Origin of the sequence: Rhodococcoides fascians NBRC 12155 = LMG 3623 (assembly GCF_001894785.1) — a bacterium.
GTDB lineage: Bacteria > Actinomycetota > Actinomycetes > Mycobacteriales > Mycobacteriaceae > Rhodococcoides > Rhodococcoides fascians.
On record NZ_BCWW01000010.1, the window covers coordinates 84,693 to 104,829 of the forward strand.

Annotated in this window: 18 protein-coding genes; 11 read left to right on the top strand and 7 right to left on the bottom strand. The window is 62.5% G+C overall.

Annotated elements, in window-relative coordinates:
• Positions 1-86 precede the first annotated feature (86 nt).
• The gene (locus RFA01S_RS20380; protein WP_052060582.1) at positions 87-1,292 is read right to left on the bottom strand and encodes an MFS transporter; all 1,206 of its coding nucleotides are present in this window, start codon (positions 1,290-1,292) and stop codon (positions 87-89) included.
• 243 nt (positions 1,293-1,535) lie between these two features.
• On the opposite strand from RFA01S_RS20380, the gene RFA01S_RS20385 reads away from it, so the two are divergent.
• Positions 1,536-2,117, top strand: coding sequence for a TetR/AcrR family transcriptional regulator (locus RFA01S_RS20385; RefSeq protein WP_235581851.1), 582 nt, complete (start codon positions 1,536-1,538; stop codon positions 2,115-2,117).
• Here the strand turns inward: RFA01S_RS20385 and RFA01S_RS20390 are convergent.
• Entirely contained in the window at positions 2,109-2,780 is a 672-nt protein-coding gene (locus RFA01S_RS20390; protein ID WP_032406798.1) for an SDR family oxidoreductase, read from the bottom strand. The two genes, RFA01S_RS20385 and RFA01S_RS20390, sit on opposite strands and share 9 nt — an antisense overlap.
• Positions 2,781-2,975: 195 nt before the next feature.
• On the opposite strand from RFA01S_RS20390, the gene RFA01S_RS28560 reads away from it, so the two are divergent.
• The 5 genes from RFA01S_RS28560 to RFA01S_RS27315 are packed head-to-tail and all read left to right on the top strand — an operon-like array spanning position 2,976 to position 8,761.
• Positions 2,976-3,482 (top strand): thioesterase family protein, encoded by a 507-nt coding sequence (locus RFA01S_RS28560; protein WP_371829110.1) that lies wholly within the window; start codon positions 2,976-2,978, stop codon positions 3,480-3,482.
• Positions 3,476-4,966 (top strand): flavin-containing monooxygenase, encoded by a 1,491-nt coding sequence (locus RFA01S_RS20400; RefSeq protein ID WP_032406797.1) that lies wholly within the window; start codon positions 3,476-3,478, stop codon positions 4,964-4,966. The genes RFA01S_RS28560 and RFA01S_RS20400 overlap by 7 nt, the downstream gene beginning before the upstream one ends.
• Complete coding sequence (locus RFA01S_RS27310) at positions 4,963-6,729, top strand: alpha/beta fold hydrolase (protein ID WP_052060580.1); 1,767 nt, start codon at positions 4,963-4,965, stop codon at positions 6,727-6,729. Before RFA01S_RS20400 ends, RFA01S_RS27310 begins: the two co-directional genes overlap by 4 nt.
• Complete coding sequence (locus tag RFA01S_RS20415; RefSeq protein WP_052060579.1) at positions 6,726-7,562, top strand: SDR family NAD(P)-dependent oxidoreductase; 837 nt, start codon at positions 6,726-6,728, stop codon at positions 7,560-7,562. The genes RFA01S_RS27310 and RFA01S_RS20415 overlap by 4 nt, the downstream gene beginning before the upstream one ends.
• A gap of 17 nt (positions 7,563-7,579) precedes the next feature.
• Positions 7,580-8,761, top strand: coding sequence for a PucR family transcriptional regulator (locus RFA01S_RS27315; protein WP_052060578.1), 1,182 nt, complete (start codon positions 7,580-7,582; stop codon positions 8,759-8,761).
• Here RFA01S_RS27315 and RFA01S_RS20425 read toward each other — a convergent pair.
• On the bottom strand, positions 8,708-9,574 hold the full coding sequence (locus RFA01S_RS20425) for an SDR family NAD(P)-dependent oxidoreductase (protein WP_052060577.1): 867 nt from the start codon (positions 9,572-9,574) through the stop codon (positions 8,708-8,710). The genes RFA01S_RS27315 and RFA01S_RS20425 overlap by 54 nt on opposite strands.
• 245 nt (positions 9,575-9,819) lie before the next feature.
• On the opposite strand from RFA01S_RS20425, the gene fdxA reads away from it, so the two are divergent.
• Together fdxA and RFA01S_RS20435 are read left to right on the top strand one after the other, a co-directional pair.
• Positions 9,820-10,137: a ferredoxin gene (gene fdxA / locus RFA01S_RS20430; RefSeq protein ID WP_032406796.1), complete on the top strand. Its 318-nt coding sequence runs from the start codon at positions 9,820-9,822 to the stop codon at positions 10,135-10,137.
• Positions 10,134-11,360, top strand: a complete 1,227-nt coding sequence (locus RFA01S_RS20435; protein ID WP_052060576.1) for a molybdopterin molybdotransferase MoeA — start codon at positions 10,134-10,136, stop codon at positions 11,358-11,360. The genes fdxA and RFA01S_RS20435 overlap by 4 nt, the downstream gene beginning before the upstream one ends.
• An 89-nt stretch (positions 11,361-11,449) precedes the next feature.
• Here RFA01S_RS20435 and RFA01S_RS20440 read toward each other — a convergent pair whose 3' ends face one another.
• Both RFA01S_RS20440 and RFA01S_RS20445 read right to left on the bottom strand, forming a co-directional pair.
• Positions 11,450-13,966: a molybdopterin-dependent oxidoreductase gene (locus tag RFA01S_RS20440; RefSeq protein ID WP_032406795.1), complete on the bottom strand. Its 2,517-nt coding sequence runs from the start codon at positions 13,964-13,966 to the stop codon at positions 11,450-11,452.
• 48 nt (positions 13,967-14,014) lie between these two features.
• Positions 14,015-15,226, bottom strand: coding sequence for a molybdopterin molybdotransferase MoeA (locus tag RFA01S_RS20445; RefSeq protein WP_052060575.1), 1,212 nt, complete (start codon positions 15,224-15,226; stop codon positions 14,015-14,017).
• Between the two features lie 350 nt (positions 15,227-15,576).
• Here RFA01S_RS20445 and RFA01S_RS20450 point away from each other — a divergent pair, with 350 nt between their 5' ends.
• Both RFA01S_RS20450 and RFA01S_RS20455 read left to right on the top strand, forming a co-directional pair.
• A complete protein-coding gene (locus tag RFA01S_RS20450; protein ID WP_032406864.1) occupies positions 15,577-17,823 on the top strand; it encodes a molybdopterin-dependent oxidoreductase in 2,247 nt (748 codons plus the stop codon).
• A gap of 121 nt (positions 17,824-17,944) precedes the next feature.
• Positions 17,945-18,157: a TOBE domain-containing protein gene (locus RFA01S_RS20455; protein ID WP_032406863.1), complete on the top strand. Its 213-nt coding sequence runs from the start codon at positions 17,945-17,947 to the stop codon at positions 18,155-18,157.
• Between the two features lie 13 nt (positions 18,158-18,170).
• Here the strand turns inward: RFA01S_RS20455 and RFA01S_RS20460 are convergent, their stop codons facing one another.
• Entirely contained in the window at positions 18,171-18,575 is a 405-nt protein-coding gene (locus RFA01S_RS20460) for a nuclear transport factor 2 family protein (protein WP_032406794.1), read from the bottom strand.
• 88 nt (positions 18,576-18,663) lie between these two features.
• Positions 18,664-19,224 carry a PadR family transcriptional regulator gene (locus RFA01S_RS20465; protein ID WP_032406793.1) on the bottom strand — a complete coding sequence of 187 codons (561 nt, stop codon included), beginning with the start codon at positions 19,222-19,224 and terminating at the stop codon, positions 18,664-18,666.
• Between the two features lie 82 nt (positions 19,225-19,306).
• Here RFA01S_RS20465 and RFA01S_RS20470 point away from each other — a divergent pair, with 82 nt between their 5' ends.
• Positions 19,307-20,086: an SGNH/GDSL hydrolase family protein gene (locus RFA01S_RS20470; protein ID WP_032406792.1), complete on the top strand. Its 780-nt coding sequence runs from the start codon at positions 19,307-19,309 to the stop codon at positions 20,084-20,086.
• Positions 20,087-20,137: the final 51 nt, after the last annotated feature.

The window sequence follows — 20,137 nt, forward strand, 5'->3', positions numbered from 1 at the left end:
GGCGTGGCCGCACCGCATGCTCGCTCAGGTATCAAGAGGCTCTCAGTTACCAAGAGGCTCAGGCATGGCCCAGGATTGCTGGTTTCTCAGGAGTTGCTGGACGGTGTGGTGTGGACCGTGAATGACCCGAGCCTCGGAAGCATCACTGCCATGAGCACGGACGCGGTCCCGAGTGCGATCAGTGCTCCGGTGAGCCCGCCGAACACGGCACCGAGGGCGACGACGACGAGGGGGCACAGGAATTCGCCGGTGAACATGGCGGCCGTCCACGCTCCGGTGCCGCGGGCTCGCTGAGCGTAGTCGAGGTCGCTGACAACCCAGTGGAGCAACGTCGGAAGCAGCAGTCCACATCCGGCCGAAGCGATGATGCCACCAACCGCGACGAACAGGGGATTCGATGCCAGTCCGACGACGGCCAGGCCGATACCGGATGCACCGAATGCAATGGGCAACAACATCTTCGGACCGGCGTCGGAAAGTCGACCGAAAGTGAGCGCGGCAAGTGCCGTAGCCAGCGCGACTAGCGCACTCACGATGCCGATGGTAGCTGTGTTGTTCACACCGACGGCGTCGAGTTTGATCGGAATCTGCACGATCGGTGTGTAGAACACGGCCCCGCCGAACAGTGTGACGGCCAACGGTTTGAGCAGAGGCCGCCATCGAATCGACGCAACCAGGTCTTGCATCGTGGTCGTGGAACGAGGCTGCCACAGCATGATCGGGGTGAGGATCGCGAAGACGACTCCGACGGTGTAAAGCCAGAACGGAGTTCTCCAGTCGTTCTGTGCAAGTGCGCCGCCGAGACCGATGAAGACCACGGCCGACAAACTCGTGAACACCACCTGCAACCCGAAGTAGCGAGCGCGGTCCTTGCCGGAGAAGTAATCAGCGATCAGTGTGGTGCAAGAGGTCATGATGGCGGCTTCGGCAACGCCGACACCGAGTCTCGACGCCACGATCAACGGGAGTGAGTCCAAAAAGAACGGGGCGATTCCGAACAGCGAGTAGACGACGAGCGCGACAGTCAGCAGTCGGATGCGGCCCACCTTGTCGATCACCCGTCCCGCGCCGAGCGCGAGCAAACCGATCATCAGCGCAGGCGCAGTGATGGTCAGGGGAACCAAGGCTTCGACGCCGGGTGTGTCGGCAAACTCGTCGAGCATCTGCGGTTGAATCGGGGCGAGCAACACCGCACCGAGCACCGGCAGGCAACTCATCGAGACCAACAGAATTCCCTGGGTGCGACCTGGCGTCCTCTGCTGCACACCAGGTTCGGAACCGAGTTGAGTCATGTAGATCTCCCTGAATCGTACGAAGGACCTCGAGTGAGGTGGGTCACGCATCGCCGCTAAGTGTGTGTCGGTGTCGGTGATCAGGGAAATCGAATGTGTTGACACCGCATATCAGTCCGAGTGATACATCTCGAGCCTCCCCACGTCAGCGACGTCGAGGTGGGGTGCGGCGGGTCGGGTGCACAGCTGAGCACCCTTGTTATGATGGACGACATAATCAGAGCCGACCCGAGAGGTGGCACCATGCCGAGACGGTCGACCGCACGCGAAGACATGCTGCGCAGCGCCATCGCGTTGTTCAAACAGAGGGGCGTCGAGGCAACGTCCGTCGCCGACGTCCTGGAACATGCGGGTGCTCCGCGAGGCTCGGTCTACCACCATTTTCCGCAGGGTCGACCACAGCTGGTGGAAGAGGCGACCCGAGCGGCCGGTACCTTCATGGGTTCGATGATCTCGGCAGGATTGACAACCCTCGGTCCGCTGCGGACGGTTGAAGCGATCATTTCCGGATTTCGCGGCGAGTTACTGGCCACCGATTTCGCATCGGGGTGTCCGGTGGCCTCCGTCGCTATCGAAGGGCCTCAGAGTCCGGCCGCACTCGCTGCCGCGGGGGAGTCGTTCACCTCGTGGGAGGACACGATCGCGGCGTCACTGTGGCAGCACGGTATCGATCAGGAACGCGCCCATGGGTTGGCCACCATGGCACTCTCGGCTATCGAGGGCGCCTTGCTGCTGTGCAAGGCACAGCGGAGCACCAGGGCGCTGGACCTTGTAGAGAAAGAAATGGTGCTCTTGTTCAATGGAGTCGTCGACTCGTCACGGTAGCCGAGCGCCAGAGCCTGCGATCACTTGCCGAACCGCATCGGCGACAGGCGTTGTGCCGTCGGTGAGTTCGACGATCGTCCGGGTCAGTGCGGGTTCGGCCAACGCTGCCGCGATGAACGATGCGACGTTGTCGCGCCGTACGTCGCCGTGCTCGATGGCCAATCCGGCGGTGACGGTGCCACCCCCCGGCTCGTCGAGTAGCACTCCGGGCCGGACGATCAGCCAATCCAACTCGGTGTGGGACAGGTAGACATCGGCAGTCTTCTTGGTGGCCATGTAGTGCTCGAATCCTTCGGAAGGCTGTTGGCTGCGGCCCGATTCGGGGAACGCCGAGACCAGTACGAACCGCTTCACGCCCGCACTGTGCGCTGCGTCGGCTGCCTTTTCCAAACCTTTTCCGTCGATCGACGTCGTCTTGTCCATGCCGGTACCGTGTGCGCCTGCACTGAAGACGACGGCGTCGTGGCCGGCGAACGCGGTTGCCAGCGTGGCGGCGTCGCTATCGATGAGGTCACCGAAAACAGCTGTAGCGCCGGTTGATTCGACTCGGTCACGGTGAGCGAGGTTGCGGATCATTCCGGAGACCGTGTCACCGCGAGCGGTCAGAACGGTGCTCAGTCTGGAGCCGATGCCGCCGGCAGCTCCGATGATGAAGATCTTCATATGGTCTCTCCTGGCTGTCGGTGAACACTGTATCGGCCGAGCCTTCCTCGGGCGTTGTGCATGCGCACACCTTCCTGCGTTCGGACGTGTTGTGGCAGCTATCGCGACGACGAACCTTCTCGACCACGATGGTGCAGAGAATACGTCGGCGAAGGGGTGAACACTGTGATCATGACGATCCGCTGGCTCGTTCGCATGCGGTCCACGAGGCGAAAAGCCACGGTAGGGGAGGCTTTGGAAACGCGGTTCCGGGTGCTTCTCGTGGATCTCGACGTCCTGATGCACATGACGAACGGTCGATACCTGTCCGTTCTGGACGCTGCGCGAATTTCGTACTACGCAAGAACAGGTCTCTGGGCGCAGTTTCGCAGCCGCGGGTGGAGCCCGGTGGTGACCGCCCAAACCATCACATATCACCGTTCTCTCACTTTCCCTCGGTCGTACCGCGTGCGAACACGCCTGCTGGGCACCGATGCCAAAAATCTCTACTTCGAGCAGGTATTCCACATCGGCGACATCGACTATGCGACCGCGTTCGTGTCTGTTCGCCTGACGAGCAAGACTCACGGTTCGGTCGGTCCCGCTGAAATCTTGACCCTCGACGGCGCGTTCGCACTGCCCACTGAGTTGCCGGCTTCGGTCACCTCGTGGTCTGAATTCTCCCGAAAGCCTCACTCACAGAACGCGAGAGAATCATGGTGAAAACCGGGTCCGACGCCGATCCCGATCATCACACCCTGGCAGTCATCGGTTCGGGGTTCGCCGGTCTCGGTGCCGCTATCCGGCTGGAAAAATTGCACAGCGGCAGCGTCGTCATCTTCGAGCGGGCGTCGTCGCTGGGGGGAGTGTGGCGCGACAACGATTATCCCGGTGCCGCCTGCGACGTGCAGAGCTTGCTGTACTCGTTTTCGTTCGCCCCGAGCCACACCTGGCGGCACACGTATGCGAGGCAGTCTGAGATTCGCTCGTATCTGCACAATCTCGCGCGCGATCACGGTCTGATCCCGCGTCTCCGAACCGGTTGTGCCGTGCGATCTTTGGCGTGGGACTCGAACACCTCACGATGGATACTCGACACCGCCCGGGGAAGGTCGACTGCCGACCATGTCGTGCTCGCCACCGGATCGCTCGCAGACCCGTCGCTGCCTGCTCTCGAGGGAATAGACACCTTTACCGGCCCCGTCTTCCACTCCTCTCAGTGGCGCCATGAGGTCGATCTCTCGGGGAAGCGAGTGGCCGTCGTCGGTACCGGTGCATCGGCAATTCAATTCGTGCCGAAGATCCAGCCGGTCGTGAAGTCTTTGACGCTGTTCCAACGCACTGCACCGTGGGTTATGCCTCGCAACGATCGGCCGATATCCGAGAGAACCCGTAGGCGTTTGCGGTCGGTTCCGGGTTACCAGCGTGCATCCAGAGCAGTCGTCTACGCCAAACGTGAGATCAAGCTGCTGGCCTTCCGGCACCCGGCACTGATGCGAATCGGAGAAAAGGAAGGACGAGCACATCTCGCGCATGCCGTGAGCGATCCTGCGCTGCGGGCGAAGTTGACGCCCGATTATCGGATGGGCTGCAAGCGAATTCTGCTGTCCGACGAGTACTACCCGGCGTTGGCTCAGCCGAACGTGACCGTCGAGAACGGGGGAGTAGCGAAGGTGACACCCACGGGAGTCGTGGATGCAGCGGGCGGAGTGCACGATGTCGATGCGATCATCTTCGGCACCGGGTTCGATACGCGCCGACTACCGTTGACCGACAGAGTATTCGATGGACAGGGTCGATCGATGGCCGAGAGTTGGGGCGAGAGCCCACGGGCCTATCTCGGTACCTCTGTCTCGGGTTTTCCGAACCTGTACCTGATGCACGGCCCCAATATTGCGCTCGGGCACACCTCGGTCATCATGATGTTCGAGTCGCAGATCCAGTACATCGGGAGGGCCATGAAGCGTGCAATCGATGCCGGTGGCTTCATCGAGCCGACGCCGCAGGCTCAGGCGAAGTACTCGACCGACATCGATGCACTGACCGAAGGAACAGTGTGGACCAGCGGCGGCTGTCGGAGTTGGTATCTCGATCCTTCCGGCCGCAACAGCAACCTGTGGCCCGGCAGCGTTCTCGGTTATCGCTCTCGTGCAGTTCGATTCGATCCCGAGGACCACCTCGTGCGTACCTCCGAGAGGCCACGATGACATCCGAGGCAATCGTTCTGCTGCATGGTCTCGGCGCTTCGGCCGCCACCTGGGATCGCGTGGAACCGCTCCTGGCCGGAAACGTCCTCGTGCCCGACCTGTCGGGAAGCGACACCATCGAGCACGATGCACTTCATGTCGCCCGTGAGATACGAGTAGCAGGTTTCGAGTCCGTCACCGTGGTAGGCCATTCGCGAGGCGGCCTGGTCGCGACATCACTGGCCGAGCAGTACCCCACGCTCGTTCGACGACTGGTGCTCGTCGCGACGACGCCGACCGTGTCGAGTCGACTGACCTCGCGCGGTCTGTCCGAGAGAATTCTCAGGACGCCGCTAGTCGGCAACGCAGTGTGGGCAATGCTTCCCGCGAGAATGCTGCGTGCAGGGCTCGGCTCTGCGTTCGCTCCGAGTGGTCCGGTGCCGGAGTTCGCGGTACAGGACCTATTGGCCACGGGTATTCGACGGTTCCGTACCTCGACCTCCTCGATCGATCACTACCTCGAGGAGCGTTCGCTCTCGGAACGTCTACCTGCACTGAGCTGCCCGGTGTCGGTGGTCTATGGACTCGACGACCGACGAGTGAACTCCAGTGACATGGCGTTGTCGGCGAGTGATCCGAGGATCGACGCCTACCCTTTGCCTCACGAGGGGCACGGTGCGCCCTGGAGTTCGGCGGGTGCCATCGCCGCGGTCGTCAACGGTCAGGCCTCACCGTCGGCGGCCCGTCTTCCGGCGACGACACTCAGTCCGAGTCTGCGGCCCGTCCGGTGGACACCGCCGAAGTCGACTGCCCGTGCGAGAGCGAAGTACAGCGACACCCCGATGGGCTCGATCAGACGCGTCGAACTGCCGGGCCGGGGCCCGGAGGACGTTCGGCTGGATTCCCAGGGACGGATTCTCACCGGACTCGTGGATGGGAGGGTTCTCCGGGTGACACTGATCGACGACAGTACTTCTACTGTCGAGACTCTCGCCGACACAGGGGGTAGGCCGCTGGGCATCACCGTCGTCGACGATTCGACGATTCTGGTGTGCGACAGCGAACGCGGTTTGTTGCGTGTCGATCTCGGCAGTGGCTGTGTCGACGTAGTGTTGGACCGCCTCGACTCCGTCCCGATCACGTTCGCGTCCAACGTCGTTCGGGCACCATCGGGAAATATCTACTTCACCGTGTCCTCGCGTAGGTTTTCGTTCGACGACTTCTTGGCGGATCTGCTCGAGCACTCGGGCACCGGTCATCTGGTGAAACTGACACCGGACGGTGCGGCGCGAATCGTCGTCGATGGCATTCAGTTCGCCAACGGCCTGACTGTGTCGGATAACGAAGAGTTCGCAACGGTTGTGTCGACGGGAGACTTCGAAATCACTCGGTATTCTCTCGTCGATGGGACAGCGGTCCCGCGAACTCTGATCGACAACCTGCCCGCGTTCCCCGACAACATCTCGGTCGACGGCGACCTGACGTGGGTGTCGATGGCGACGCCCCGGAATGCGCTGCACGATCGAGTGGCCCGCTTGCCGGGAATCATCCGCCGAATCTCCTACTCCTTGCCGGAGAAGCTCCGACAAGGAGAACGGACCACGTGGGTCATGGCGATCGACCGAAACGGGTCGATAGTCCATGACTTGCAGTCGCCGACGCCCGACTTTGCCATGGTCACCAGCGTGGTGCGGCGCGGATCGCAACTGATCCTGGGGAGCATTTCGGAATCGGCCCTTGCCGTAGTGGATCTGCCCGACCACCCACAAGGGGTTGTTTCGTGACCGCTTCGCCGCTTTCCGGACAAGTCCTGTTGATCACCGGCGCGGCGGGCGGGCTCGGGTCCGCTACCGCGTTCGAGTGTTCCGCTCGCGGAGGCATTGTCGTTCTCGCTGATGTGGACGCAGCCGGTCTGGCCCGCGTGGCGGCCACCATACCGGGGGAGTGCGACACATACGAGTTGGACGTTCGCGATGCCGAGGCCTGCAACCGAATGGTCGAGCAAATTCTCGCCACCCGTCGCCGGATCGACATCGTCTGGGCGAACGCTGGGGTGTCCGATTACGGTCCGATCGACCTGCTTCCCGAGGGAACGTGGCAGCGCATCATCGATATCAATTTGATCGGCGCGCACAATATCGTCCGAGCAGCCTTGCCCGCTGTCATGAAAGCGGAAGGCTATGTTGCTTTCACCTGTTCGTGGGCTTCGTTCGCTCACCAGCCCGGGCACTCGGCGTACGCAGCGGCCAAGGCGGGTCTCGAAGCCTTCGCCAACTCGCTTCGACTCGAACTGAGCGGAACCGGCGTACGGGTCGGGTCCTTTCACCCGGGGTGGATCGACACGACGCTGGTCACGAACAAAATGAGCCAACCAGCGTTCGTTGCGCTGCTACAAGCTCTCCCCGGGCCTTTCGGTGCTGTCACACACACGGACAGAATCGTCCCTCACTTCGTACGCGCACTCGAAAACCGTTCCTCCAGAATGATCTATCCGCGGGCAGGCAGGCTTCTGCTCGCTCTACGAGCGGTACTGACGACGGCACCTTTCACCGCCCGCAGTCGTGCCATCGCACCCGAAATTCGACGGCTGTCGGCTCGGGATATGACACGATCGTAGCGACGGAAGGTAGCTCGATGCAGGAAGACAGTGACACCACCAGGGAGCGGGCGATCGCGGCACGGATTTCGTCGCTGATCGCCGGTGCCGACGTAGAGCTCGACTCGGTGGCATCGCGATTGACGGATCTGTATCGCCAGCGGATTCCGTTGTACGACTCCGTCGCTCGCGAGGAAGTGGAACGCAATACCAGGGCCGTGCTCGATATAGTGGTGTGGCGCGTGCAAAGCAACTCGCCGTCGGTGGACGAAAGCGACGTGACCGAATTGGTCCGGCGCTGGGCGGATCAGACGATCCCACTCGAATTGGTTGCCCACAGCATCCAATTGGGGGCGCGGGAGCTGTTCAAGATAATCAGGCACAATGCGGCCGAGCAGAATCTGCCCACGGACGCAGTGGACGACATGCAAGACATGATGTGGGAGTGGGCGACGTCCTATTCGGCAGCCGTCAACACCGTGATGCAGGAGCGGGCAGTCACCGGTGCCATCCGCCGCTCGGATCTGATCCGGCAACTCGTCGAGAATTCGTACCTACCCTCTTCCCTGGCCGGCGACGCACAGGAGCACGGCATAGACCTGTCGCATTCGTACCGGGTCGCCTGCATCGTGTGGGACGACACGGTGACAGCGTCGGACGCTCGTGCGTTGCTCCGGATGCGTTGTAGAGGAGAGGTTCTCGATGTGGTCGACGCGGTCATCGACGGTCGATTGATAGCCTTGTTGCCCATCGTCCCGGAACGGCTGGAGTCCGAGATTGCCATCGGGGTGGGTGACGCACGCCAACCCTCCGACGCGCGCTCCTCGTACCAGCAGGCCCAACGCGCGCTCTCGTTGGCCACGATGTTCGGCAGAACCGGGTTGGTGGATCTCGCGGCGCTCGGACCACTTCCTCTGCTGGCCTTCGCCGACGAAGTCGCTGAGCAGATAGCCGGCGTTCACCTGAGCCCTCTATTGGTTCGCGGCGCGACCGGTCGAGAGATCATGGACACTGTCGCAACGTATCTCGACAACGATCGCCGCGTCGACGATACCGCCGCTGCGCTCTTCGTGCACCGCAACACCGTCCGCAACCGCGTCGCCCGTTTCGGCGACCTCACCGGGCTGGACATCGACTCGACCGCGGATTTGGTCTTGGTGTGGTGGTTACTGACCCGTGACCGAGCGCTGCGTGCGGGCCCGAAGAATCCCGTCCTCTAGAGCGGGAACCGTCTTCTTCACCCGCGGACGCAGAATGGCGTCCCACAGACGGCCTGTGAACACTCCGCGCACGGTGTCCACGCCGCGAAGTGCACCGGGTACATAGACCTTTCGACCACGTTCGACGATCGTGTTCACGAATGCCGCTGCGCAGTCGTCGAGTTCTGTCACGACGCTGAACGGCCACGGCATTTCCTCGATACCTGCGCGCACCGCCGCTATGCTGTGCTGCGACTCGAACATCGGTGTGCGCACGAATGCAGGGTGGGCGACGCCGACGCCGACGCCCTTGTGAGCCACTTCGAGCCGTAGCCCGCCACCGAACGCCTCGACACCGGTTTTGGATGCGGCGTAGGCAGATTGGCCCGGGATGTTCTTCAGGGCTGCAGCAGAGGAAACCAGGAGGTAGTAACCTCGCTGGGCCGTCACTGCAGGCAAGGTTGCGTGAACCGTCCGGATGACTCCTATGAGGTTGACTTCGACGATGGCGACCAGCGATTCGACATCGCTGATCGCGACGGTGCCGGCCTCGGCGATGCCGGCGTTGGCGACGACCACGTCCAGGCATCCGTATTCGGTCAAGACAGTGGACACGGCCAGTTCCAGCGACGCGGTGTCGGTGACATCTGCCACGACCGACATGTGTCGACAGTGGCGGGTCGTGTCCAGGGTCTCCAACACCGATGCGGAAATCTCGGACCGATCGACGAGGACCACGTGCGCGCCGAGCGATGCGAGTCGGCGACCTGTTTCGAGGCCTATGCCAGACGCCCCTCCGGTGATGAATGCGACTTTTCCCGCTACGGACGTCATTGTTCACAAGCCCTTCGAATCGGTCGGTCACAGGGGACTCGATAGATTGTGGATGGCAGCAAGGGCCGGGCGGAAGGTGCGAGTGTCCACTCTTGGGCCAGAGACGATGTGCGCGTGCACAACCGGCAAGGGTAGATGGCATTTCCATCGATGTACGCCCAAAGTTGCTATCTACGTTGGCTATTCGTATGTAGTATGACGTTCGGCATAATTGTGGGCTGGAAATCAATGACGGACGGAGTCTCGTGACGTACATCGTGGCCGAACCTTGCGTCGACATTCTCGACAAGGCATGCATCGAGGAGTGCCCGGTGGATTGCATGTATCAGGGCGATCGGATGTTGTACATCCATCCGGACGAATGTGTGGATTGTGGTGCGTGTGAGCCGGTTTGCCCGGTGGAGGCGATCTTCTTCGAGGAGGACGTACCTCCGCAGTGGACTGGCTACGTATCCACCAATGCCGAGTTCTTCGAGGAACTCGGTTTCCCAGGGGGTGCTGCCAAGACTGGACCTACAGGTAAAGACACGATGCTGGTTGCCTCGGTTCAGGCTCGTTCATGAACTCGCCGTTCGCTACGTCCACTGTCGCCTTGCGGTCGGTGGAGGAGCACTCTGCGATGGTTGCCGGTCTGATCGGGATCACTGCGGTCAGGCAGTCCAATCTTGTGGCGGCATCCGGCCTTGTCCTGGCAGAGCCTGTGTTCGCACCGGATCCGCTTCCCCTGTTCGATACGTCCGCAGTCGATGGATACGCGGTGCATGTATCCGATCTCATCGGTGCCTCGGCCGAATCTCCCGTCCTATTGCCTGTTGCACAGCATGTTCCGGTGACATATCGCGCGCCGGTGGTGTCGGCTGTCGGCACGGCTGTCGAAATCTCGGCCGGGGCTCCCGTTCCCGCTGGGTCGACCGGGATAGTGCCCATGGACGAGGTGCGAGTAGATGAGGGCCGGGTGGAATTTCGTGGGAGATGCGCTTTCGGCGCTCACATCCGGCGTAGGGGTGGGGATGTGCGGGAAGGGCAGCGACTTCTCGCGCCGGGAACGGCCCTGTCCCCGGTGCATACAGGTCTTCTGGCCGGAGTCGGCGTTCGAAGCGTGTCGGTCCGAAGGCGATTGCGCGTAGCCGTGATTTCGACTGGTGACGAAATCATTTACCGATCAACAGTTCTCGGCTTCGGTCAGATTCACGACTGCAACTCGGTGATGCTCGCCGCCGCCGTGGTGGCCTGCGGTGCCGACGTGACCATGTGCGTTTCGGTGGCGGACTCGGTGGACGAATTTCGGGCCGTTCTGGCGACGGCGTGCGCCGGAGCCGACGTCGTCATCACATCCGGGGGAATCGATGCGGGCCGTGACGGAGTAGTCGACACAGCTCTGCGCGCAGAGGACATGGGATTCGTGGACGTCGCTATGTGGCCGGACCGACCAGAAGGTGCCGGCCGCATGTTGGGCACTGCGGTGCTCAGCTTTCCCGGTAATCCACTGGCCGCGTACGAATCCTTCGAGTTGTTCGCCCGCCCCAATTTTCGGTTGGCCATGGGGTTGAGCGCCGAGGAGCGTCGACAGGTGTCTGTGCCGCTTGCTCACGGCGTCGACCCGCGGCCTGGACATCCTTCGTTTCATCTCGCACACCTGAATACGAACGGAACGGTCACCTTGCTGACCGGGGTGGAACGGCATGGCCTCGAATCGGCAGCCGGCGCAGATTGTTTCGTGCGTCTGGACGATACGAGTGCGTCACTGGCGGCGGGACACCTGGTGGCAGCCGTCGCTCTGCGGTAGTCATCGTCCGCCCGCAACATATCGGTCCATGGCCTAGGCCATGGACCGATCTGCGTGCTATGCCGATGCTTCCGAGTACTGCCGGGCGGTCATCTGCTCGACCCCTGTGCCGAGTTCTGGATCGGCTCGATTCGAACCGGCACGTTCTTGTGCCAGGGAGTGCCGAAGAACTTGTCCCGACGAGTGATCGATGTCAACGTGTTGAGAGGCACCCCGACGACTGTCTCGTTGCCGTCACCCGTGGGGTAGGTGACGCCCATTCCGTTCGGAAGCGACACATGGCCGGCTTGCATCATGTCGCTGACTTCCACCACGGTCGAGGCGCTACCTGTCTCCGTGATCAGCCGAACGGTGTCACCTGTGGCCACCCCCATCGATTCCGCATCGGAGGGACACATCCGCAACGCTCCCTCTTTGTCCCGTCGTCTCCATTCGGGATCACGGATAATGACGTTGGCGGTGAAAGCTCGTCGCTCACCCGCGGACAGGATGAAGGGGTAGTCGTCGCTGGTGTAGCCCGGTTCTTCTCGGTCGAGCAGCCGCAATTCCGCGAGCAGCTCCGGTATGGCGGCGTGGATCTTGCCGTCGGGGTGGCGGATGTAGCGCCATGCGTCCTCGTACCGGTCTTCGGTGAAGGTCACGCCCTGCGGATCGGCGAGAATGGCGTCGAAGAGTTGATCTCCTTGCGCGGCACCGTCTCGGTCGAATCCGGCCCGCCGCGCGGCATCCGGGTTGGCGATGCAGGCGAGCTGTGCAAGGCCCCAGATCAGCGCCGTGGATTCCTTGCCTACGTCGAGCGTGGCTCCGAGTGTGCGGTACAGGATGTACGGCAGGAGCCCGGCCAATTCCGGCTTCTGCTCGATGGTCGAGAAGAGTGCCAGGTTGAACGTCGCCGAACCCGTACGTGCCGCCGCACCGAGGGCCGACAGCACGTTGTCGTCCACGACGCCGAGTCTGTCGATGATCTCGGCGTAGATGTCGGGCTCGGATCGAGTGCCTGCCATCGGCTGCATGAGCGGCACCCGTAGCTGGAACACGTTGTGCGGGAAGTGAAGAGTGAACAGTGACGCTTCGTACTTCTCGAATTGGCTCGAGGCAGGGAGAACGTAATCGGCCTCCCGCGCTGTCTCGGTGAGTGCGACGTCGACCACGACCGTCAGTTCGAGACTGCGCATCGCGCGACGGAATCGGTCGCTGTCCGCCAGGGAGTGCAGAGGATTGGACGAGTCGATCCACATGGCGCGCAGTCGATCAGGGTGATCGTTCAGTATCTCGTCGGCGATCGAGTTCCCCGGTATGAGGCCGGAGACGATGCGAGCGCCGGTGACCGGTGTGAAGCCCGTCTGATACGGATTACCCATCGTGCGTGCTATCGGATCGGCCACGGCTACCGACACGGAGGAGAAAAAGTTGTTCAGGGCGAGCTGCGCCGCGCGCTCGACGATGCTGCGAGTCCTGCGATGGCCTCCCATCCGAGTCGTCAACGACCGCACCGCACCTGCACCTGCGCGCATGGCGCGTAGTGCGGCGATTCGACGTGCCGCATCGAGCGGCGGTCTGTTCTCGCGCGGGATGGGGAACCAGGCACCGGCGAGAGGGAAGACCCACGAATGCATGTGCATACCACCGGGCTTGGCGAAGTTCCCAGTGAGCACCCACATCAATTTCTGCAGATACGCGCACACCGTGCTGTTGGGGGACTGCTGAATTCCCAGGTCCTCGTACGTCGCGACGCTGCTTGCCCGTCCGATGCGACGTGCGGCCGCACGAATGTCGTTTTCCGGCACACCGCACCGACGAGCGTAGTCGGTGATGTCCACACTGCGGAGTAGCTCGAGGACGTCGTGCACCCCCACGGTGTGGGTCGCGAGCCACTCGTGGGCGATCAGATTCTCCTGCACGAGAGTGGCATCGAGAGCTGCGAGGCACCACGCGTCCGTCCCGGGCTTCACTTGCAGGTGGTGGTCCGCCAGCTCCGCTGTCTCGCTTCTGCGCGGGTCGATCACGATGATCGACCGCTCCGGATCACGGGCGATCTCTTTGAGTGTGGGCCGTGCTCGAGCCAGTCCGTGGGACTGCCACGGGTTCTTGCCGACGAACACGGCCACTTCGGAATTCTCGAAGTCGCCTGCGGTGTGACTGCCGTAGAGCTCACCGTCGACGAACGCTTCACCCGTCTTCTCCTGCGCCAGAGCATTCGACGTGTATTTCGCTCCGACTGCGTGAAACAGGGATCGACCGTAGGCAGCGCCGAGATGATTGCCCTGTCCGCCGCCACCGTAGAAGAAGATGCGTTCGCCTCCGTGTCGTTCACGAACTGCCCGCAGACGTTCAGCGATCTCGTCGAGCGCGGTAGTCCAGTCGATCTCCTCGTAGGTGCCGTCCGCACGGCGTCGCAGAGGCGAGTCGATGCGGTGAGCGCCGTTTTGATAACGGTCCAACCGGAGCGGCTTCTCGCAGGTGTAGCCCTGCGATCCGGGATGATCCTTGTCGCCTCGGATCTTGAGAAGCGCCCTGTCCTCGACCTTCACCTCGATACCGCAATTGCACTCGCACAGAATGCATGCCGTCTTCTGCCAGTCGCCGGTGGCGCCGTTCTCGACCATGGAGCTCTCTTTTCACTCGTTACATGTCATCGGATGTGATCGCGCGGGTCAGAGCACTGTCGCCGTGACCGTCTCGCCGGCGTCGAGGGAAGGAACTGCACCGTTCAATTCCACGAGATAGCCCGCCTCTCGCGCCGCGCTGAGCCCGTGCTTTCCCGAGCCGGTGAGCATGGCGATCGACCCGTCGGGGCGTCCGATCGCGAGGTCCAGGGTGTGTCTTCCACACTTCCTGGGTAGTGGATGTGCCAACGGCACCCGCAGGGTAGGACGGTTGTCCGGAACCAGGCCCATAGCGCGTCGGAGAATCGGACGCGCGAGAAGCTCGAATGAAGCGTAGGCGGCAAGGGGGTTTCCAGGAAAGGTCAATAACGTTGTGCCGAAAGCGGTTCCGGCACCTTGGGGTCGCCCGGGCGACATCGCGACGCCGGCGAAGCGCACGCCGTAGGGCATCAGCGTTTGCTTGACCACCTCGTGATCCCCGGCGCTGACTCCGCCCGATGTGATGACGACGTCTGCACACGCTCCGAGCTCTGCTAGGTGCGATCTGAGTTGGTTCACCGAGTCCGGCAAGGCAATACACGCCACGAGTTCGGCACCGCAGTCTTCGACCGCGGCCGACAGGAGTGCCGAGTTGGAGTCGTGAATACGACCGTGACGCAGAAGAGTGGCAGCGTCGACGATCTCGGCGCCGGTCGACACCACGGCGACCCGGATCCGACGGTGTACGAGAACCCGTCCCAGACCGGATGCAGCCAGTAGTCCGATACGCGACGGCGTCAGGACCGTTCCCGCATCGAAGAGGCGCTCCGGAGGCATGACGTCCTCCCCGGTTCTCCGCATATTCGCGCCGGCCCTGCTCGGGCTACCGAACACCGCCTCTGTTCCGTCGTACCGGGCATCCTCGACCGGAACCACGGCGTCGGCCCCTGCAGGTATCGGGGCACCGGTCATGATGCGGGCAACCGTTCCCGCACGTAATTTTTCTCGTGTTCCATCACCTGCGGCTATCACGCGTGCAACAGGGAGGTGTACGACCGCGTCGGGTCCGGCACCGACCAGGTCGGCGACGTGCACCGCGTACCCGTCGACTGCGGAGTTGTCGAAGGGCGGAAGTGGGATCGGAGCATCGACCTCCGCGCCGAGGGCGCGTCCTGCTGCCTGCGACAGGGGCGTCATCACCGTGGGGGTGCGCGAGATCAAGCCGTCGATGAGCGCACGATGTTCTTCCACCGTCCGCAGGCCGGGTACCGACCGCATCATGAGCGCAGGAAGTCGATGACGACCGCAGTCGAAAGATGGATGTCATCGATGTACGTCACGAGCCCCAAGTCCTATGCATTCCGTCATAGTACAGAGGATCGTCTGCGGCGCAACGAACTTCGGTAGAACGGCCGAAATGCCGTGTGAAGTGTGCGCGTGCACAATGATTCCGGCGGAGGTATGTACTCCCGTACCTTGTCGTCGATACCCGATCGCGCGACACTCGCCATCACGGCCGATCGCAGTCGAGGCATCGAAATCGTTTCATCACCTCCTCATTCGACTGCACACCGACTCGATTGTGCAGCAGGCGTACTATGCAGTTCCACATACAATTACTGGAGACGAATGTGACGGACGAGAGCAGTGTGGACTGGAAGAAGACCGCCTGCATTCTGTGCGAAAACAACTGTGGTATCACCGTTTCCACGGAAGGTCGGAGGATCGCCAAGATTCGTGGCGACAAGGACCACCCCAAGTCGCTCGGATACACCTGCAACAAAGCGCTCAGGCTGGACCACTACCAGAACGGCGGGTCGCGACTGGATACTCCGATGCGACGCGAGGCCGACGGCACGTACATGCCGGTCGACTGGGATACGGCGATCGCAGAGATCGCACGGCGTCTGGGCTCCGTTCGTGACAAGCACGGCGGTGAGAGCATCTTCTTCTGTGGCGGCGGCGGACAGGGAAATCATCTGGGCGGTGCCTACGCCGGTGCGCTGATGCGCGGACTGGGTGCGCGGTATCGATCGAACGCCATCGCGCAGGAGAAGACCGGAGAGGCGTGGGTCGACGCGCACCTCACAGGTAGCCACACTGTGGGTGATTTCGACCGTGCGCAGGTCAGTGTGTTTCTCGGCAAGAATCCGTGGCAGTCGCACGGTGTCGCCCGAGCTCGTACCGTGCTGCAGGAGATCGGCAAAGACCCCCTCAGGTCGATGATCGTCCTGGATCCGGTGCGAACGGAAACTGCAGAGCGCGCCGACATACATCTACAGATCAAGCCGGGAACCGACGCGTGGTGCCTTGCAGCCATTTTGGCGATCATCGTCGATAACGGGATGATGGACCACGCCTTCCTGCACGAGAACACAGCTGGTGTCGAACAGGTAGTGGCCGCAGTTCACGGACTCGACGTTTCGGCCTACGCAGGTGTGTGCGGAGTGGACGAGTCCGCGATCAGGCGCGCGGCGCATCTCATCGGGACAGCGGACAGCGTCTCGATCTACGAGGATCTCGGAGTCCAGCAGAGCCCCAACAGCACCTTGGTCTCCTACCTCGAGAAGCTCATCTGGCTCGTCACCGGAAATTTCGCGAAAAGTGGTGCCATGCATAATCACTCGTGGCTCGCACCATTGTTGAACTACTCACTCGACGTCAAAAGCACACCGGTTCACGGTACGCCGATGTTCGGTGGGTTGGTTCCGGGTAACGCCATCGCAGAGGAGGTGTCGAACAACCACCCCGCGAGGTTCCGGGCAATGGTGATCGAGTCGTCCAACCCTGCGCATTCGATGGCCGACTCTGCAAGCTTTCGCACAGCGATGGACGAACTCGAATTCAGCCTGGTGATCGACGTTGCGATGACCGAGACTGCACGACGCGCCGATTACGTGCTTCCCGCGTCCAGTCAGTTCGAGAAATGGGAGGCGACGTTCTTCTGTCTCGAATACCCGCGCAACAGCTTTCAGTTGCGGGCACCGATACTCGACCCATTGCCGGGAACGTTGCCCGAACCCGAGATCTATGCACGATTGATCAACGAATTGGGCTTGGTGAAACCCCGCTGGATCATCTTGCTGCGTGGGGCGCTCAAGCTGGGCCACAAGGTGTACGCAGCAACGTTTCTTGCCTTGCTCGGGCTCGACAAGAAGTCCGTCCCGGTCGCCGCGTACCTGCTCTACGCAACGCTCGGCCCCACGCTCCCGAACGGCGCGACATCGGCTGCGGCGCTGTGGGCGCTGTCCCACAAGATCTACCGCGAGCACCCCCGATCGGTCCGCGCAGCGGGCCATCGCAATGCCGAAGCCTTGTTCGCCGCAATTCTGGAGAACCGATCAGGCGTCGAGATGACCGTCGACGACCTCGACGGCGGAGCGTGGGACTATGTTCCCGCCGCCAACAGACCTATACAGCTGGCCATCGCACCCCTGCTGGGCTCCTTGAGAAACCTGAAGAACAGCGATCCGTCTCACACCAGCGATGACTTCCCTTTCGTACTCTCCGCAGGCGAACGTCGCGCGTTCACTGCGAACACCATTTTTCGGGACGACACCTGGCGCAAACGGGGCGGGAACGGTGCATTGCGTATCTGCCCGGTCGACGCCGAGGCGCTCGGACTGTCCGAAGGCTGCAGTGCCAAGATCACGACCGCCAAGGGGTCGGCCGTGGCACAGGTCGAGATCACGAACACGATGCAACCCGGCCATATCTCCCTTCCCAACGGCTTCGGACTCGACCTTCCCGGTTCCGCGGCCCGCGTCGGAGTTGCACCCAACGAATTGACCGATGCCGCTCGCCGCGACGAGTTTTCCGCGACTCCGTGGCACAAGCACGTGCCCGCGCGCGTGGACGCAATGCCCGCCCTGGAGTGAGCAGGGGGGCTCGGCAGTGCGGGTCGGACAGCACCGAAGAATGCAGACGCTGTGTGGCACCTCCAGTATCGTTCGCTTCGCTCGACCATTCATGAACTACTTTTCACATGGAGGAACCATCGTGCGACTGTCCACCCGCAATCAGCTCGTCGGCACCATCACCGAGGTCACGCTCGGCAGTGTGATGGCGACGGTGAAGGTTCGTCTCGACGGCAGCGACCAGACAGTCACCTCCTCGATCACCCGCGAGGCCGCCGAGGAGCTCGGGCTCGCGGTGGGGCAGCAGGCAACCGCGTTCGTCAAATCCACCGAGGTGACGATCGGCGTCGAGTGAGAAGTCCAGCGGGTCAGTCCATCTTGTCGGTCGCAGTGTTCGACGCCATCTCGGCGGCGAATTCCTTAGCCATGGCCCGGGAGAGTGCCTGTGCCGCCGACAGCGGACGCACCATGACGGTGAAGTCGTCGATCAGGCCGTCGGAATCGAGGTGCAGGATGTCGCAGCCATGGACGGTCACATCGTCGATGCGGGCCTCGAAGAACAGGACGTGATCGCGACCGCCGATGTCTTCGACAGTTCGGACGTATCGCAAGTCGCGGAACACCCGCGTGACGGCCCGCAGGATCGCCGCGGTCATCGGTTTGCCGTGGTACGGCTTGAACGCAACTGGCGAGCTGAAGACGACGTCGTCAGCAAGGGTGGAGGCCATGGCGTCGTGGTCGTTCGCCTCGACGGCTTGTCGGAACCGCTGCACGCGTCATCTCCTGAGTAGGGTCGGACCCGGGTTCGGGTGTTATCGCGAACGATACACAACTTTGTGACTATTGATCGGGTAATGGCGGTCAGCGTCGACCAGCGCGGACCTCGAGTACGTCGAGAATCCGGGCACCCCAGCGGAGAGATTCTTCCTCGAACATTCGTCCTCGCATCAGGGTGAGGTATGGGCCGATGCGATCTGCGGTCGTCAGGAAGTCGGTCTCGGTGCGTCCGTCGAGCAGGCGGTGCGCCATCCGGTCGTACCTGGCCAGTTTGTCGCGTGAGAGCTGCATCCGTTCGCGGATCGCGGCAGTCATCGGCTCGAGGTCGCCGGCCTCCAGTGCGTGCACTGCCAACAGGTGCTCGTCGCGAATCGCGGGAAGCTTCGGGCGGCGGTGGCTGACCTGGCGCAGCGCCGCACGACCCTTGTCGGTCAGGCTGAACAGCTTCTTGTTGGGGCGACCGTCCTGCTCTACCAGTCTCGCGGTGATCACCTCGTCTCGATCCATTCGATCGAGCTCGCGGTAGAGCTGTTGAGGAGTGGCAGTCCAGAAGTTGGCGACCGTTGCATCGAACGCCTTGGACAAGTCGTAGCCGGACAGCTCCCCGTCGACCAGTGCGGCGAGCACGGCATCACGTAGGGACATGATCCGGCACAGTACCCGTCGCGCAGGAAAAGCGTCTTCATGCACAACTTGTTGTATATTTCTGCTCGACGAAGGAGCGGTGATGGAGAACCGAGAAGGTCAGTTGCGGTACGTAGCTCTCGGTGACAGTCAGACGGAGGGGCTGAACGACGGCGACGACATGGCGGGCTTTCGTGGCTGGGCCGATCGGCTCGCCGAGCACATGGCCGAGAGCGACGACACGGTCGTGTACGCGAACCTCGCGGTGCGTGGTCGCAAAGCTGCTGAGGTCAGAGCAGAGCAATTGCCCGCCGCCGTGGCGTTGCGACCCACCGTCGCGTCCGTCGCTGCCGGCGTCAACGACATCTTGCGACCCCATTTCGATGCGCGCACTGTGGCCGGTGAGCTGGGCACAATGTTCGGCGCGCTGCGAGCGGCCGACTGCACCGTGATCACCATGACGTTTCCCCGCCTCGCACACCCCGTCCCCGGTCGAGCGATCATCGCGAAGCGTATGACCGAGCTGAACGCCGAGATTCGGACGGCTGCAGAAGAATTCGGTGTCATAGTAATTGATCTTGAGAAGCATGACGTGGCATCGGATCCGCGTCTGTGGAGCTGGGACCGCTTGCATCTGAACGAGAAAGGACACGCGCGGCTCGCCGCGGCCGCCGCATTCGCTCTCGGCCTGCCGGGTGCCACCGACGCATGGGATCGTCCTCTGGCCCCACTCGGGCGCCCACATCTGGTCTCCCGGGTTCGCGGCGACCTGAACTGGGCCGGAATGTTCCTTGCGCCGTGGTTGACTCGCCGCGTCCGTAGGCGCTCCTCGGGCGACAGTCGGACGGCAAAACGGCCCCAGCTGCTGTCGGTAGGCGGGTAGGGATGTCGACTTGCGGGCACCGCAAGGTCAGGGCGACAGTTGTCCGAGCTT